A 16417-nucleotide genomic window follows, 5' to 3' on the forward strand; every position below is an offset into this window, starting at 1 on the left:
GCTGCCCTTTCTCCTGTTGCCGGTGTCATTTTGGCTGTTGCCTCCCTTGCGCAGGCGCCACACAAACGTGCTCTGGCTGGTGCTTATTGGTTGCTGCTTGCTTGCGACTCTCGGCGCGACGATTAACTACCTTTGCAACCAGCAGGAGATAAATAAAATTTACCTGCAGTCTAAGGTAATGCCGACTATTCCCGACCATATTCGGTTTAGTCTGCTCATCAGCATGGCCGTGCTTACCGGCGCCGTGCTGGTATTCGACAAAACACTAGCGATTAGGCTACGGCGGGCTACGGCGGCCGGAGTTATCCTCCTGTTTATCTTTCAGCACCTGCTGGCGGTGCGCAGCGGCCTCGCCACCATGTATGTGGGCGGGGTACTGTGGCTAGGGTGGCTGGGCTGGCAACAGCGGCGCTGGCGGGTAGTATTTACCACAACCGTGCTGCTGGCGGCGCTGGCAGGCGGGTGCCTGCTGCTATTTCCGACGCTCCAAAATAAGATTACTAATACCCGCGACGATACGGACCGGCTCTCATCGGTAGATGCGGCTAATAACTACTCGGTTACGGCCCGGGTGTATTCCTACAAAGTGGCCTGGGTTATCATTCGCGAGCACCCGCTGCTAGGGGTGAGTAAAGTAAAAATGGATGAAGCAATGGCCGAGCAGTACGGCTACATGTACCCGCAGATAGCGCGGCGCCACTACTTAATGCCGCATAATCAGTTCATCTACAACATGGTCGCTTATGGGCTGGTAGGCTTGGGCGTGTTTTTGCTAGGCTTTTATTATCCGCTTTGGCTAGCCCTGCGGCGGCGCAACATTACGCTGGTGCTGCTCTACGTAGTGGTGACGCTTTCCTTTCTGGTCGAATACACGCTGGAAACGCACATTGGCATCCTCACCGGGCTTTTCTTTCTGCTGCTGGCCACCGAGCCGGCGGCGCCCACCCCGGTGGCAGGGTGCCGCGAGCCGGATGCCGCAGCATGCTAGCCAAAGAATAGGAGGGCCGGCTAGCCTTATACTGTATGCTTCCCCGTTCGATAAGCCAGTAGTAGGCGCCGGCCGCCGAGGGCAGCGCATGCCAGGTCGAATCGAGAAACGCCTTTTTCAGAAGTGGAACTACTTGTTGCGCAGCCGCTTCGCTCAGGGGCAGGCTAGCGCAGAATAAAGCAGGCAGTAGATACTTCACGCTCAAAAATAAAGCGGGATTCAAGCCACTGATAGACTCGAATCCCGCTTTTATAAAATAGTGGGGCTAGCCCCGTTAGATAGCCGGTTTGTAGCTTACCCCCATATTCTCGAACATGAAAGCCCATTTGTCGGTCTCCTGGCCGATAACCTGGGCGGTGCTGCGGCCCGCGCCGTGGCCAGCCTTGGTTTCGATGCGGATGAGCACCGGGGCCGGGCCGCGCTGGTCTTCCTGCAGGCGCGAGGCAAACTTGAAGGAGTGCGCCGGCACCACGCGGTCATCGTGGTCGGCGGTGGTCACCATCGTGGCCGGGTACACGGCTGGCTTCAGGGCGTGGTAGGGCGAGTACTTGTAGAGGTAGTTGAACATCTCGGGCGAGTCCTGGGCCGTGCCGTAGTCGTAGGCCCAGCCGGCGCCGGCCGTAAACTGGTTGTAGCGCAGCATGTCCATCACGCCCACGGCCGGGAAAGCCACCTTGCACAGGTCGGGCCGCTGGCTCATGGTAGCCCCGATGAGCAGGCCGCCGTTCGAGCCGCCCTCGATGGCCAGGTAGTCTTTCGAGGTGTAGTTGTTCTTAATCAAATACTCGGCGGCCGCAATAAAGTCGTCGAACACGTTCTGCTTCTTGAGTTTAATGCCGGCGTTGTGCCAGGCCTCACCGTACTCGCCGCCGCCGCGCAGGTTGGGCACGGCGTAGATGCCGCCGTTTTCGAGCAAGATGATATTGGAAGTGCGGAAGCCCGGCGTCAGGCTGATGTTGAAGCCGCCGTAGGCATAAAGCAGGGTCGGATTCTTGCCGTTCATCACCAGGCCCTTCTTATAAGTAATGAGCATCGGAATGCGGGTGCCGTCCTTGGAATTGTAGAACACCTGCTTCGACTCGTACTTGCTGGGGTCGAACTGCACGCCCTCCTTCTTGTACAATGTTGATTTGCCACTGGCCAGGTCGTACTTGAAAATGGTGGGCGGGTAGGTGTAAGAAGTGAAGGTGTAATACGTTTCCTTGTCCTCCTTCTTGCCCCGGAAGCCGCTGGCCGCCCCTACCCCCGGCAGCTGGATGGTGCGCAGCTTCTTGCCGGCCAGGTCGTACTCTTCGACCAGCGAGGTGGCATCCTTGAGGTAAGTGGCGAAAATGCGGCCACCTACTGTGCTCACGTTCAGTACGTTCTTGGTTTCCGGAATGAGGTTTTTCCAGTTGGCCTGCTGGGGCGCGGCGGCGTCCACGGTCACGAGCCGAAAGTTGGGCGCCTGGTAATTGGTAAAGATGTAGAGCTTGCTGCCCACGTTGTCCACCACGTTCACATCGCTTTTTTCGTCGGCCACCACATTCACGATGGGGCTGCCCGGCTTGCTCAGGTCCTGCAGGTAGAGCTTGTTGCCCGTGGTCGTATTATTGGCTGAAATCACCAAGAAGCGCTCATCTTCGGTGAGGTCGGCTCCGATGTAGCGGTTAGGGTCTTTCTCGCCGCCGAAAATGAGCTGGTCGGTGCTCTGCGGCGTGCCCAGCTTGTGAAAGTAGAGTTTGTGAATCTGGGTTTTACCGGCCAGCTGGCTGCCAGTCTTGGGTTTGTCGTAGCTGCTGTAGTAGAAGCCCTGGTTGCCTTTCCAAGCCAGTCCCGAAAACTTGACATCCTTGAGCGTGTCGCCCACAATGGCTTTGGTGGCGGCGTTGAGCACGATAACCTTGCGCCAGTCGGAGCCGCCCTCCGAAATCTGGTAGGCGGCCAGGCTGCCGTCGTGCGTGAAGCTGAGGCCGGCCAGCGAGGTCGTGCCGTCCTTCGAAAACGTGTTGGGGTCCAGAAATACCTCGGGCGCGCCCGTGCCGAGCTGCCGGTACAGCACAAACTGGCTTTGCAGGCCCGTATTTTTAGAGAAATACGTGTACTTGCCTTCCTTTCGGGGAGCCGAGTATTTCTCGTAGTTCCAGAGCTTGGTGAGGCGCTGGCGGATGGCCTCGCGGAACGGAATCTTGCTCAGGTAGTCCTGCGTGACTTTGTTTTCTTCCTGCACCCAGGCCTTGGTGTCGGCGGCTTGGTCGTTTTCGAGCCAGCGGTAGGGGTCGGCCACCTTGGTGCCAAAGTAGGTGGTAGTAGTATCCACCTTGCGCGTTTGGGGGTAGGGCAGGGGCTTGATGGCTGCCATCGTTTGGGCACCGGCGGGCCCGGCCGCCAGGAGGGCTAGCAGTATGGAAAGGTTTTTCATAAGAAAAGGAAGAAGTAAGCACCGCTAATGTAAGCAGTTTGGCTTATCCAAAGAGCGCGCCTTGGCGCTCGGGTTGCTCGAAGGCCAGCAGCCACTGCTTGCGCACCAGCCCGCCCGCGTAGCCCGTGAGCGCACCGCTAGCCCCAATCACGCGGTGGCAGGGCCACACAATGGCCAGCGGGTTCTGGCCATTGGCCGCACCCACGGCCCGCACCGACTTGGGGTTATTCAGCAGCTTAGCCACGTCGAGGTACGAGGCCGTGCGGCCGTGGGCAATGCTAGCCAGCGCGGCCCACACCTGCCTTTGGAACTCGGTGCCCGCCAGCGGCTCGCACTGCAACTTAAACTCGCGCAGCTCCCGGTTGAAATACGCTTGCAGCTGGCGATGAGGCTCTTGCAGGCAAGCGGCAACATCGGCTAGGGCCGTGGGCGGCGGCACGTCGTGGTCGAGAAACTGCACGGCGTGCAGCCCGGCATCGGAGCCATGCAGGGCGACCATGCCAATGGGCGAGTACAGGTGGGCAACGGCTTGCATAGGCACAGAAAAAGGGTTGCTACTTCCAGCAAGATACTAGCCCCTACGCCAAAACACCCGGTGAGCACTGCCCGCCGGGTGTTTTTTTGCCTTATTTCCTAACCCACCAGCACTGGGCGGCGCCGGGGCGCTTTGGGTAGCGGCTGGGCCTGCTGCACCATAGCCTGCGCCTCGCCCAGGGCCACGGCGCTGGGCTCGTGCAAGAGGCGGCGGGGCGGGCCGTCGGGCCGCAGCTCGGCATCCCAGAGGCCCGAGCGGTGCCACTGGTCGAGGTGGTCCCAGTCGGGGCGGTCGACCATCGGGTAGATGCAGGCGCCCAGCAGCGGCAGGCCAGCGCGCAGCACCTGGGCACATTCACGCCCAATCATGCGCCACCACAGCGGCCGGTCTACCCCAGGGTGGCTGGTTTCGGTAATTACGAAGGGGCGCTTATAGCGCTTATGCGCTTGGCGCAGCAGCTCGCTCAAGGGCACCCAGCGGGGGTCCATTACCGGGTCGTTCCAGCCCAGGTGGCGGTGCGGGTGCAGCTGCCACTGGTTGTCGTAGTAGTAGTTGAAGCCGATAATGTCGAGCAGGCTTTCGTGGCCACCCAATTCGGGGCACATGCGGCCTGAGAGAATATCGATGGCCTGAAACTGGTCGCGGTGCATGCGCTTGGCCTCGCGCACGTGGCTAGCCCAGGGGTTGGGCGGCGGCACAATGTTGATGAGTGGCTCGGTGCTCAGGAAGCGAATGCCGGGGTCGGCTTCGCGCAGGGCCCAGCTGCCTTCGATGTAGGCGCGCATCAGGCCCAGCTTCACTTCCCAGCCCTGGCCCACGCAGTAGGGGGAGGTGCCGCGCACATCCCCCCTAGCCACGACATAAAGCTGACCTCGTTGATGGGCGTGACGATGAGCGTGCCCTCGGGCCGCACCGAGCGATAAAAATCGACAAACGCGCGGCATACCGCCGCAAAACGCCGGGCAAACATGGGGTGCAGCGGCGTCAGGTCGTCGGGGTAGCCGAAGTGGCAGATGTCCCACACCTGCTGAATGCCGTGGCGCTCGCCCGCGTCGAGCATCAGCTTCACAGTGCTCCAGTCGTACTGGTAGGGGGTTTTCTCAATCATAGCCCACCGGATGCCCTCGCGCACGGTCTTTACCTTGAGCTGGCCGAGGTCGGCATAGTCTTGGTCGATGAGCGGTAGGTGGCCGGTGAGGGGCAGAAAATCAACCCGGTTGCCAAAGGCGTTGAGTTGGTCGGTGCACTCGTAGCCGCCCCACCAAAAAGAGGCAAACGGATTGGTAGTCAAATTGTTTTGCATAATAACAGGAATATAATCAGCACCGGAGCCAGTTAGTGGGGGGGCGTGCTACACGCGGCCGGCCAGCGATTTGGCTTCGATGAAAATGCGTTTAAACTCAGGGTAGCCGGCGCGAATGCTGTTTTGCACCGCCACCACGGCCTCTTCTACCTGCGTGGCCGTGAGGTGGTCGTCAAAGTCCACATCGAGGGCCAGCATCACGTCGTCGGGGGCCAGGTACATAGTGAGCGGCGGGCGCACGGTTGTCACGCCGGGGATGCCGCAGGCCAGGGTTTGCAGCTCGGCTAGGGTGTCATCGCTCACGCCTTCGCCCACCAGCAGTGCCCGGGTGCGCGACACCAGCAGCACAGCCACGCCCATCAGCAATAGGCCGATGATGATGGATGCGCCGCCGTCGAAGAGCGGATTATTTAGTAGGTGCCCAAAATAAACGCCCAGCAGGGCGATGAGCAGCCCCGCCACGGCGGCGGCATTCTCCAGCACCGAGGCAAACACGGCCGGGTCGCGGCTCGTGCGTAGGGTGGTCCAGAAACTAGTGCCCGCCGCCTGCTTTTCGAGCAGTGCCCGCAGCGCCAGCACCAGCGCCGCGCCCTCAAAAATGATGGACACGCCCAGCACGAGGTAGTTCCACTTAGCATCTTCGAGCGGCTCGGGGTGTTCCAAGTGCTTAATGCCTTCGTAAAACGACATGCCGCCGCCGATGGCAAAGATGAGCACGGCTACTATCAACGCCCAGAAATACAGCTCCTTACCGTGGCCGAAGGGGTGCTGCGCATCGGCCGGGCGCTGGCTGCGGCTCAGGCCGTAGAGCAGCAGGCCGCCGTTGCCGGTATCGACCAGCGAGTGAATACCCTCGGAGAGCATGGCCGAAGAGCCGGTGACGTAGGCCGCTACAAATTTGCTGATGGCGATGGCCACGTTGGCGGCAATGCCACCGTAGAGCGAGAGCTTGGAAGAAGAGTTTGCAGACATAGGCAACCGACATGTACGCGCCCGGAGGGCGGGGGTTGGCGGGCTGGGCGCAGTAGCCGGCCCCCGGCCATTGCTATTACGCACTGGCCCAACCGGTAATGGCTTCGCTGAAAGAAGTCAAAAAATCAGCTTGCGGCGTGGTTTTTTGGCAAGGTTGCCGGTTGCGCTATCGGCCGCCGACTGGATTTGAAGAGTGGTATAAAGAAATATCTGACTATAAGTGACTTAGCGAACGGGGAAACCTATATTGTCTTTCTTGTCGCTACGGAACACAAATTGGGTAACCATAAATAGGGGGCGTAAAGGGGGGCGCGGCTCACGCCGCAAACCCCACGTTTCGCGCCCAGGAGTACCGATTCCCCCAGACGCAAAAAACCCGGAAAACTGCCTTCACGACGTGAGAAGCGGTTTTCCGGGTGCTCCGGGGAGGAATAGGTGAGCCGATTATTGGACTCGAACCAACGACCTGCTCATTACGAATGAGCTGCTCTACCAGCTGAGCTAAATCGGCGCTTTCCACAATGGCTCGTAGCCATCAGGGCTGCAAATATACGCAGCCCGACCAACGCGGCGCAATGCTTGCAAAAATTTTGCGCAATCCCGGCGCCCCGGCTGCGCCTGAATGCAGACACCAAAGAAGCCCGTATGAAACTACTCCTCTTCCTGGCTGCCGGCTTTACCGGGGCCGTCCCCCTCAATGTGTTGCACGAAACGGCGCGCCGCCTGCGCCCCCGACGACGCCCCCGCATGGAGGTACTGGACGAGCGCAGCCTGCGCGAAATTCTGTATTTGACTGACCTGCCGCAGCCCAGTGAGGGCAAGGCCCGCGTAGCTGCTATGCTCGGCAATATCCTCAGCAATTGCTTTTACTACAACATGATAGATGGCGGTAAGTACAACCTGCGGCGCGGCTGCCGGCGTGGGCGGACTGGTGGCCGGGGCCGGGTTACAGGTATTGCGCAAGCGACGCAAGTGCCAATAAGCTAGTAATTTACTGACTAAGCTGGCTGCCCCCGGCCGTAACGCGGAGGGTAGCTGGCCGGCCCACTACTACGGCCTGGTTGGTCGGCTCATGGCCAATGGGGAAGCCGTAGCCAACCGGAAAGCTGTAGCGCCGGGCGTAGTGGTCGATAATCTCGTAGGCCGTTTGGCCGAAGGGCACGGCGTTGTCGCGCATCTGCGAAAAGTGACCAACCACCAGTCCGGCTAGCCCGGCCAGCTGCCCGCTGCGGTGCAGGTGCAGCAGCATGCGGTCGATGTGGTAGAGATATTCATCGAGGTCTTCTAAAAACAGGATGCGCCCCGCAAAGCTGGCCTGCGAACCGGTACCCGTAATAGTATGCAGCAGGCTCAGGTTGCCGCCTGCCAGCTCGCCGGTGGCCGTGCCGGGGCGGTTGAGCGGGTGGGCCGGGGCCTCGCACGCCAGCAACCCGCCAAACAGGGCGTGGTGCAGGCTGGCTAGGGTGGCCTCGCCGTTTTCCTGGCCGAAAAGCACCGGCATCACGCCGTGAATGCTTTGGTAGCCTAGCCGCAGCAAGTGGCTGTTGAGCACGGTAATATCGGAAAAGCCGGCCACCCATTTCGGATTTTCGGCAAAGGCGCGGAAGTCCAGCTCATCGACCAGGCGGGCGGTACCGTAGCCGCCGCGCGCGCACAGGATGGCCCGGATGCCGAGGTCGTCGAGCTGGCGCTGAAAGTCGCGGCGGCGCAGTGCATCGTCGCCCGCGAACTGCTGGTGCGCGGCGTCGATGCTCTCGCCCAGTACCACCTCCAGGCCCCAGCCTCGCAGCGTTTGGCGGGCCAGCTCAATTTCGGCAGTAGTGATTTTGCGGGCGGGCGCCACGATAGCCACGCGCTGGCCAGCTTGTAAAAAGGGGGGAGCGAGCGGCAGCATATGGCGAGAACCGAGGCTAGGAGTGGCAAAAGTTCACAAAGAAACCACCGCCGCCGCACTAACCTTCCGCGCCAAACCTGCGTTGGCAAAACCACTGCTCACCAACTTGGCCGTTGTACACCCGCCAGCATTTTATCTATGAAACTACTTCTCCGCTTCCTGACGGTCCTTTTACTGCTGGCTAGCCCGGGGCTGGCCTCGGCCCAGCTAGCCCCCGCCGACACCACGGGCGGGCGCTACTACCAGCCGGTGTTTGCCACTGTCACGGTGACCAGCGGCGTGGCTTATGCCACGGCCCCTACTTACCGCGGCACTTCGCAAACGCTCACAATGGACATCTACCAGCCGGCCGGCGACACCGTGAAACGGCGGCCGCTCATCATTTTCGCCCACCAGGGGGGGTTTCTGGTAGGCTCAAAAACCGACGCGTACATGGTGGCCATCTGCACCCGCATGGCGCGGCTGGGCTACGTGGCGGCCAGCATCGACTACCGCCTGGGCTTCCCGCTCACGGGCCTTGCGCAGCCGGCCGATACGGCGGGCGTGGCCCAGGCCGCCATCCGGGGCATGCAGGATATGCGCGCCGCCGTGCGCTTCTTTCGCAGCGATGCGGCCACCACTAAAGCTTACCGTGTATACAGCAACTACATCGTGGTGGGCGGCTCATCAGCCGGCGCCTTCATGGCTTTGGAAACCGGTTACTTAGACAAACCCAGCGAAGTGCCTGCCTACGCAGGGCTAGCCGCGCTGGGCGGCATTGAGGGTACTGGTGGCAACGGCGGCTACAGCAGCGCCGTGGCCGCCGTGCTCAACCTGAGCGGCGCCACCGAAAGCCCCAGCATCATCGAGGCCGGCAATGCCCCGCTGTGCAGCGTGCACGGCACAGCCGATGCCACAGTGCCTTACCTGCAGGGGCGCATTGGCGGCGGGCTGCCACCCAAGTACGTATATGGCAGCGGCCGCCTGAACCCGCGCGCTACGGCCGTGGGTGTCCGCAACACTCTGCGCCGCTTCAGCAAGGCGCCGCATATTCCCTTTGAGAGCAATGCGGCGTATGCTGATACCACGTTCTGGACCATTCGCGATTTTTTACGGCCCTTGCTGCGATTATCGGGCACGCCGCTGGCAGTGCGGGCGGCCAGTGCCGCCAGCCTTAGTGCGCTAGCTTACCCCACGCCCGCCCGCGACGCGGTACAACTGGCCCTGCCCACTAATTGGCGGGAACTGGGCGATGCACAATTGCTTGACATGACTGGCCGCGTGTTGCGCCAGTTTACGCCGCAGGCACAACAAGTGCAGCTCGCGCGGGGCAGCTTGTCGGCTGGTATCTACTTGCTCAAATTTGCCGGATATGCGCCGGCGCGCGTGCTATTTGAGTGAGGCGGTGCACAAGCATAGTAGCGGTCAAGGTCAAGTACCCCGCCTATGGATGAAATACCGATAAGCAAGTGAATGCTGAGCTGGCGGACTACTATTAAACTGTCCAGCTACTAAATCGCCCGCGATATAGCTGCCCTATCCACGTATCTATTCCTTTAGGGAATAGGCTGTGTAATAAATTCATGCGAGAAGATTATGGGTGTTTTACCAGGGTGTTACCCTTGATTTACAGGTTATTTATGTAAAAGGCCCCCTGCGAAAAAGGGGGCCTTTTTTATTTTCTGCAAAAAAAATAGGCAAGGTGTTGTGAATGGCTAATTGTTAGTGCCTAGTTTAGGGCTGGATTTATTTCACATTTTTCTTCACATTACCCATTACACTTGCATGAAAAGACGCTTACTTATAACCTTTCTGCTACTGATAACGGCGTTCCAGATTGCTCTGGCCCAGACCAAGACAGTATCGGGAAAGGTTACGGACCAGAAAACCGGCGAGGGCCTGCCGGGAGTAACGGTGCTCGTGAAGGGTACTACAAATGGTATTTCTACCAATGCCGATGGCAACTTTTCGCTGACGGTACCGGCAGATGGGGGTACCCTTGTCTTCTCCTCGGTAGGTATGGCTACCCAGGAGCGCGTAATTGGTACAAATACGCAGATTAACATAGCGCTGGCGCAGGATACCCGGGAATTGAGCGAAGTAGTAGTAACTGCGCTTGGCATTGCTAAGGACAAACGCACGCTGGGCTACGCCACCCAGGAAGTACAAGGTAATCAGCTAGCTGCCAAATCGGAGCCCAATGTGGTGAATGCCTTGCAAGGCAAGGTTTCGGGAGTAAACATTACGGGTTCCAGCGGCTTGGCCGGCTCTTCTACCAACATCAACATCCGGGGTATTACGTCGCTAACGCAAAGCAATCAGCCGCTGGTGGTGGTAGATGGTGTGCCAATTAGCAATGATACTGACCGTACCAACGGCGGTGCGGCCGGTACGCTGTACGGGGCGCAAACCTCCAACCGACTGGCCGATATTGACCCGGAGAACGTAGCCAACATCAGTATTTTGAAAGGACCGGCAGCCGCTGCACTTTACGGTTCACGGGCCGCCTCGGGAGCTATTCTGATTACGACTAAGTCGGGGGCCAACGTCAACAAAAAGCTAGAAGTGAATGTGAATTCGGGTGTCAACCTGCAGACGGTACTCGGACTTCCTGATTTTCAGAACACCTACGGTCAGGGCAGCCTCGGCGTGAATACTACGGCAGGTGGCCTGGGTAATATCTTCACCGGCAGGTCGACCTCCTGGGGTCCCGCCTTTGGCACTACGCCTACCCTGGCTAACGGTTTGTTGCTCACCAACGGTACTAACCTACCCTACCAAGCATACCCCGATAACATCCGTAATTTCTTCAAAACGGGCGTGTTGCTGACTAATGGCGTGCAGCTGGCCGGTAATAACGGGACTTCCAACTTCTCGCTCAACGTCAACGACACGCACCAGACGGGTATTACCGCCTCGTCAAACCTGGACCGCATCAACGCGCAGCTAGCTGGGGCCTCTACTCTTCAGAATAAGATTCGCATTACGGGCTCGGTTAACTTCTCGCAAACCGACCAACTGGCTCCGCAGACGGGCAACGGCGGTAGCGCCTTCGGTACGCTAGGCGCAGTTCCCCGCAGCTTCGACCTGCAGAACCAGCCCTACCAAACTGCCCTGGGTGCTAACATCTATTTTCCAGGGTCGGATAACCCGAACTTCAACCTGGCCAACAGCAATACGTCGAGCAGTGTAACCCGCTTCATCAACGTGGCTACTATCGGGTACGAGTTCACCCCGTGGCTGAGCGTACTCTACCGGGCTGGTCTGGATACCTATAATGACCGTCGTAAGCAGATTGCTGCGCTTAGCTCGGCGCGTAACCCCACCGGTCTGATTTTTGAAGACAATATTCAGTACACTGAATTTACCGGTGACCTGTTGATTACGGCTAAGAAGGAGAATTTCTTCCTCGACAAGCTGAACGCTACGCTACTGGTGGGGCAGCAAACCAACCAGCGCGTGCGCAATGAGCAGTACGTATCGGGGGTTTCGCTGTCGCTGCCTGGCTTCTACAACCTCAGCAACGCGGCCAACTTCAACGGTAGCGGCGATGGCGCTGGCAACGGTACTTTCAAGCGCCGCACCCTAGGCTATTTCGGGCAGCTCTCGTTGGCCTATAATAACTATTTGTTCCTGGAAGCAACCGCGCGCGTTGACCAGACCTCGACTTTGCCTGTTGCGCACAACACGTATCTGTATCCCTCCCTCGCGGCGAGCTTCGTGTTCACGGATGCCTTTAAAATCAGCTCTGACTTTTTCTCCTACGGGAAGATTCGGGCCAACATCGCCCAGGTAGGCCGCGATGCGCCTCCTTATCAGATTGCCACTTACTACACGCAGGCAGGTCAGGGCAATAATGTGGCTAACGTAACTTATCCGTTTAACGGCTTGGTTGGCTTTACCCCGAGCTCTACGCTAGGCGGCGGCGACCAGCTTAAGCCGGAGTTTACCCGCTCATTTGAAGTGGGGGCAAACGTAGGCTTCTTCAACAACCGGCTTACCCTGGACGCTACGTACTACACGACGGCCAGCACCCAGCTGATTCTGCCCGTTACGCTCCCCGGTACGACCGGCTACGGCAGCTTCTATACCAACGCGGGCCGTCTGGAAAACAAGGGCCTTGAGTTCTTGGCTACCATCACGCCCGTGAAAGCTGCTTCGGGTTTCTCGTGGGATATCACGGCCAACTACACGCGCAACCGCAACCTGGTCGTGTCGATTTACCCCGGCGTTACCAGCTCGTCGATTCCGGGCAGTGCATTTATTGGCTCGGTACCTTCGTACGTAGTAGGACAGCCTTATGGCGTTATTCTGGGCCAGAAAAAAGCAACTGCTCCGGATGGTCAGTACCTGATAAACGGCCAGACGGGCCTGTGGGTGCCCGAGCTTAGCTCGCAGCAGACGGCCAATCCCAACATCAACTGGCAGGGCGGTGTAACCAACACCTTCGCCTATAAAGGCCTGACATTCTCTTTCCTGATTGATGCCATTGTGGGCGGCGACATTCTGTCCTTCACGCAGGCGGCCTACCGCAATGCCGGGATGCTGAAAGAAACCGGCCAGAACCGGGACCAGCCGCGCATCATTCCCGGGGTGATTGCGGTAACTAACCCCGACGGTACTACCTCGTACCGGCCCAACAACATTCAGATAGACGCGCAGAGCTACTGGAGCAACCAAGGCTTGCAAAGCGACCTGAACATCTTCGATGGCACGCACTATACCCTGCGCGAAGTATCGCTGAGCTACGCGTTGCCCAAGGGCCTGCTGGAGCATACTCCCTTCGGCAACGTTTCTTTCTCTCTGTCTGGCCGTAACCTGTTCTACTACGCACCCAATGCTAACTTCTTCCCCGAAGTGAATACCCAGGGTGCCGGCAACATTCGGGGGCTCGACCTACAGGGTCCGCCAAGCGTTCGCAGCTATGGCGCCTACCTGCGGTTCTCCCTCTAATCGACATACATAAGCCTAATGAAGAATATAGCTAATTTCCGCTATGCGATGCTTGCTCTTGCCGCCCTGGCGGCCGTAAGCTGCTCCCCAAATAAGTTTCTGGACGTTAACGTTAGCCCAAACAACGTGAGCGCCGTTCCGCCTAACGTGCAGTTGCCGACAATTACTGTTGGTACCGCTTTTGTGGTAGGTAATACCCTGGGCCGGGATGCGGACCTGTTCATTCAGCACTACGCCGGTATTAACAACCAGCCGTTTACAGAGGACCGCTACGTTATCACTGGCAACTACGACAACGAGTGGCGGAGCGATTTGTACGGCACCGACCTGATTGGCGCGCAGACACTGATTACGAGTACTCAGGCCACCAGCCCGGCCTATGCGGGTATTGCCAAGCTTATCAAAGCCTACGATTTTGCGTTGGCCACCGACCTCTGGGGCGACATTCCGTACTCGCAGGCGTTGCAGGGACTAGGTAATATCCACCCGGGATTTGACAAGCAACAGGATATCTACGAGGGTGCAACCGGAATTCAAAGCCTGTTTGACCTGGTGCGAGAAGGCATGGCTGACCTTGACAAGCCGAGCGCATTAATGCCCGGTGCCGATGACCTCGTGTATAACGGTAATCTTGCCAAATGGAAGAAAGTCGGCAATATGCTGCTGCTAAAGTTTGCCAATACGGTGAGCCGCAAAGACCCGGCCCTGGCTACCAAAGTCATCAACGAAGTTCTGGCTAAGGGTGCCGATGGCAGCGCGGCCATTAATGCCAATGCCGATGATTTTGCCGTGCCTTTTGGCGCTTCAGTAGGAAATACGAGTCCGTTCTATTCGTATAACGTGACGAACCGGCCCGACGACCAGATGGCTAGCACGCGCTTTCTGGATTCGCTGGCAGCCTACAATGACCCCCGCCTGCCCCAGTATTTCACCACTACGCCGGCTAACCCAACCCCGACCGAAACAACGTCATTCGGCAAGTTTACGGGCTTCGAAAATGGTAGCAATAGTACGCCACCGGCCCGCGACCCCGACCCAACGAAAACGCTCCGCTCGGTTTACGGACCATATGTGCTGAATGGTAAGTCAGGGGCAGGGTCGGCTCCGATACGCTTACTCACTAATTTCCAGCGGGCCTTCATTCTAGCCGAGTCGGCCATAATGCTGAAGACAGCGGGCGATGCTAATGCGCTCTATCAGGAGGGTATTCGCCGGTCGATGGAGGAAACCGGCCTGTCAACAACCGTTATAGATGCCTATTTCGCCGCCAACCCGGCCATTGTAACGCTATCTGGCAGCGACGCGCACAAGGTGAACCAGATTATTCGCCAGAAGTGGACCGCCTGGGTGGGTAATGGCTACGAAGCCTACAACGACTACCGTCGCACGGGCTATCCGAGCCTGAAACCAGCCCTGAACGTTACGATTACCCCGACCATACCGCAACGCTTGCTGTATCCGCCATCTGAGATACAGGCTAATGCTGACAATGTCCCAAAGGCCTTAATCACGGATAAGGTTTGGTGGGCTTCCTATTAGCTCTCCGTATCGTTCACTCTCATTCGCTCTTGGATTATGAAGAATATAGTTCTCAAATTTTTTGCGCTTCTCCTATTGGCGGTAAGCTTCGCAGCTTGCAAGAAGGATTACGGTAATAAGCTTGGTCCGCTGCAGGATAGCCTAGCCGCCATCCCGATTACCGTTACCAACCAAGTGTATTTTGAGCGCTTTCCGGTGGTCACTGCCAAAGTGGATACTACGCAAGGCCCTACTAATTCTACCGGCACGTTCTCGATTGCCCTTAGCATTCCCGCTGACAAGGGTAAAATTAAGGAAATCACGAAAATTGCTATGGGTAACAGCGGGGTTTCGTATCTGCAAAACTCGAGTGCTCCTAATTACCCGGGCGCTCCCATTGCCGGTAACGGTTCTAACACTATCACGTTTTCCTCAGACCTGCCTACCGTACGTGCGTACAGCCGCCAGCTAGCGGCAAGCGCTGTTAAAGGCACGGCCTACGTCTTTACCGGTCAGACAAAGCGGTTGAGCCAAACGCTCACTCCAAACCCAACCCCGCAGACCCCTAATCAACTTCGTTTCTTCTTCCTCGTTACACTGGAAGATGGTACACAACTCATTTCCACCGAAGTGGATGTGCGTCTGATATAGAAAAGATTAAATTGAACAATAAAAAAGAGCCCTGGCACATTGTCAGGGCTCTTTTTTTGATAGTTAGCGCTCGTCGCCGCTAGCTATTCGGCCAGCGCTGCTGCATAAAATGCCTCCAAGGCCTGCGTGATTTTACCCGTTTCGAGCAAAAATCCGTCGTGACCGAAGCTCGAATCCAACTCTCCGTACACTGCCCCCGGAATGCCCTCGGCAATGGCCTGCTGCTCGCTGAGTGGGAAGAGCACATCGGAGGTAATGCCCAGCACCAGCGTGCGCGCCCGAATGGTGGCCAGCGCCGCCGCCACGCCGCCCCGGCCCCGGCCCAGGTTATGCGAATCCATGGCCCGCGTGAGCACCACGTAGCTGTAGGCGTCGAAGCGGGCCACGAGCTTATTGCCCTGGTAGCGCTGGTAAGAGCTGGCCCGAAAGTCGCGTAAGACGTCGTTGGTCGGCTCGGTCTGGGTACTGCCGTAGGCCTCGTAACTGCGGTAGCTGAGCAGCGCCACGGCGCGGGCCGCCGCTAGGCCGGCATCGCCGCCGCCGGGCCGGTTTTCGTGGTAGGTGGCATCGGCCTCGATGGCTAGCCGCTGCGCCTCATTAAAGGCAATGCCCCAGGCCGAGTGCCGGGCGCTGGTAGCAATAACTGCTAGATGGCCAATAGCTTCGGGGTGGCTGGCCGCCCATTCCAGCGCCTGCTGCCCGCCCAGCGAGCCGCCGATGAGCGTGTGAATGTACCCTAGCCCCAACTCTTGGCGCAGCGCCTCGTGGGCGGCCACCAGGTCGCGGATGGTGAGCAGCGGAAATGCCTGAAAGCGCCCGAGCTCGGTGGCGGGGTCGGGGTCGAGCGGGCAGGTACTGCCGTAGCACGACCCCAATACATTGGCGCACACGATAAACCAGTCGGCCGGGTCAAAAAAACAGCCTTCTCCAAACAGCCCCGGCCACCAGTCGAGCACGTCGGCATTGGCCGTGAGGGCGTGGCACACCCACACCACGTTATCGCGGGTGGCGTTGAGCTGCCCCCAGGTGCGGTAGGCAACCCGCGCGCCGGTCAGCACCTCGCCGCTTTCCAGGAGAAATGGGTCGGGTAAGGAGAACAATAAAGCAGACATAACAGGCTATTAAACAAGGCGGATAAAAAAGCGGCTAGCGGCGGAAGCCAGTAGTGGCCGATTAGCGGCTTCTGTAATACAAAATGGTGCCCCAGCTTTTGCCGGGGCACC

General features: G+C 58.6%; 13 protein-coding genes and 1 tRNA gene. 6 read left to right on the plus strand and 8 right to left on the minus strand.

Annotated elements, in window-relative coordinates; all coding sequences use genetic code 11:
* Nucleotides 1-178: 178 nt before the first annotated feature.
* Nucleotides 179-988: an O-antigen ligase gene (locus GKZ68_RS18780; protein WP_173117492.1), complete on the plus strand. Its 810-nt coding sequence runs from the start codon at nt 179-181 to the stop codon at nt 986-988.
* Between the two features lie 274 nt (nt 989-1262).
* On the opposite strand, the gene GKZ68_RS18785 is transcribed toward GKZ68_RS18780, so the two are convergent.
* From GKZ68_RS18785 to GKZ68_RS18805, 6 genes are all read right to left on the minus strand, one after another.
* On the minus strand, nt 1263-3389 hold the full coding sequence (locus GKZ68_RS18785) for a prolyl oligopeptidase family protein (protein ID WP_173117494.1): 2127 nt from the start codon (nt 3387-3389) through the stop codon (nt 1263-1265).
* Nucleotides 3390-3432: 43 nt separating this feature from the next.
* A complete protein-coding gene (locus GKZ68_RS22450) occupies nt 3433-3924 on the minus strand; it encodes a methylated-DNA--[protein]-cysteine S-methyltransferase (protein WP_173117496.1) in 492 nt (163 codons plus the stop codon).
* A gap of 98 nt (nt 3925-4022) precedes the next feature.
* The gene (locus tag GKZ68_RS22810) at nt 4023-4766 is read right to left on the minus strand and encodes a hypothetical protein (RefSeq protein WP_367949180.1); all 744 of its coding nucleotides are present in this window, start codon (nt 4764-4766) and stop codon (nt 4023-4025) included.
* Complete coding sequence (locus GKZ68_RS22815) at nt 4721-5227, minus strand: hypothetical protein (RefSeq protein WP_367949181.1); 507 nt, start codon at nt 5225-5227, stop codon at nt 4721-4723. The genes GKZ68_RS22810 and GKZ68_RS22815 overlap by 46 nt, the downstream gene beginning before the upstream one ends.
* 48 nt (nt 5228-5275) lie before the next feature.
* Nucleotides 5276-6199: a cation diffusion facilitator family transporter gene (locus tag GKZ68_RS18800; RefSeq protein ID WP_173117498.1), complete on the minus strand. Its 924-nt coding sequence runs from the start codon at nt 6197-6199 to the stop codon at nt 5276-5278.
* 438 nt (nt 6200-6637) lie between these two features.
* Nucleotides 6638-6710: transfer RNA gene (locus tag GKZ68_RS18805), tRNA-Thr, on the minus strand.
* Nucleotides 6711-6844: 134 nt separating this feature from the next.
* Between GKZ68_RS18805 and GKZ68_RS18810 the strand changes: the two genes are divergently transcribed.
* Nucleotides 6845-7186, plus strand: a complete 342-nt coding sequence (locus GKZ68_RS18810; protein WP_173117500.1) for a hypothetical protein — start codon at nt 6845-6847, stop codon at nt 7184-7186.
* A gap of 4 nt (nt 7187-7190) precedes the next feature.
* On the opposite strand, the gene GKZ68_RS18815 is transcribed toward GKZ68_RS18810, so the two are convergent.
* Complete coding sequence (locus tag GKZ68_RS18815; RefSeq protein WP_173117502.1) at nt 7191-8093, minus strand: LD-carboxypeptidase; 903 nt, start codon at nt 8091-8093, stop codon at nt 7191-7193.
* A gap of 138 nt (nt 8094-8231) precedes the next feature.
* On the opposite strand from GKZ68_RS18815, the gene GKZ68_RS18820 reads away from it, so the two are divergent.
* The 4 genes from GKZ68_RS18820 (at nt 8232) to GKZ68_RS18835 (ending at nt 15194) form a co-directional block, all read left to right on the plus strand.
* Complete coding sequence (locus GKZ68_RS18820; RefSeq protein WP_173117504.1) at nt 8232-9473, plus strand: alpha/beta hydrolase fold domain-containing protein; 1242 nt, start codon at nt 8232-8234, stop codon at nt 9471-9473.
* Nucleotides 9474-9857: 384 nt separating this feature from the next.
* Nucleotides 9858-13025 (plus strand): SusC/RagA family TonB-linked outer membrane protein, encoded by a 3168-nt coding sequence (locus tag GKZ68_RS18825; RefSeq protein ID WP_173117506.1) that lies wholly within the window; start codon nt 9858-9860, stop codon nt 13023-13025.
* A gap of 48 nt (nt 13026-13073) precedes the next feature.
* Complete coding sequence (locus GKZ68_RS18830; protein WP_254244068.1) at nt 13074-14564, plus strand: SusD/RagB family nutrient-binding outer membrane lipoprotein; 1491 nt, start codon at nt 13074-13076, stop codon at nt 14562-14564.
* Between the two features lie 36 nt (nt 14565-14600).
* A complete protein-coding gene (locus GKZ68_RS18835; RefSeq protein ID WP_173117510.1) occupies nt 14601-15194 on the plus strand; it encodes a hypothetical protein in 594 nt (197 codons plus the stop codon).
* A gap of 83 nt (nt 15195-15277) precedes the next feature.
* Here the strand turns inward: GKZ68_RS18835 and metX are convergent, their stop codons facing one another.
* Complete coding sequence (gene metX, locus GKZ68_RS18840; RefSeq protein ID WP_173117512.1) at nt 15278-16306, minus strand: homoserine O-acetyltransferase; 1029 nt, start codon at nt 16304-16306, stop codon at nt 15278-15280.
* Between the last annotated feature and the right edge of the window lie 111 nt (nt 16307-16417).

The sequence above is a fragment of the Hymenobacter sp. BRD128 genome (assembly GCF_013256625.1).
Classification (GTDB): domain Bacteria; phylum Bacteroidota; class Bacteroidia; order Cytophagales; family Hymenobacteraceae; genus Hymenobacter.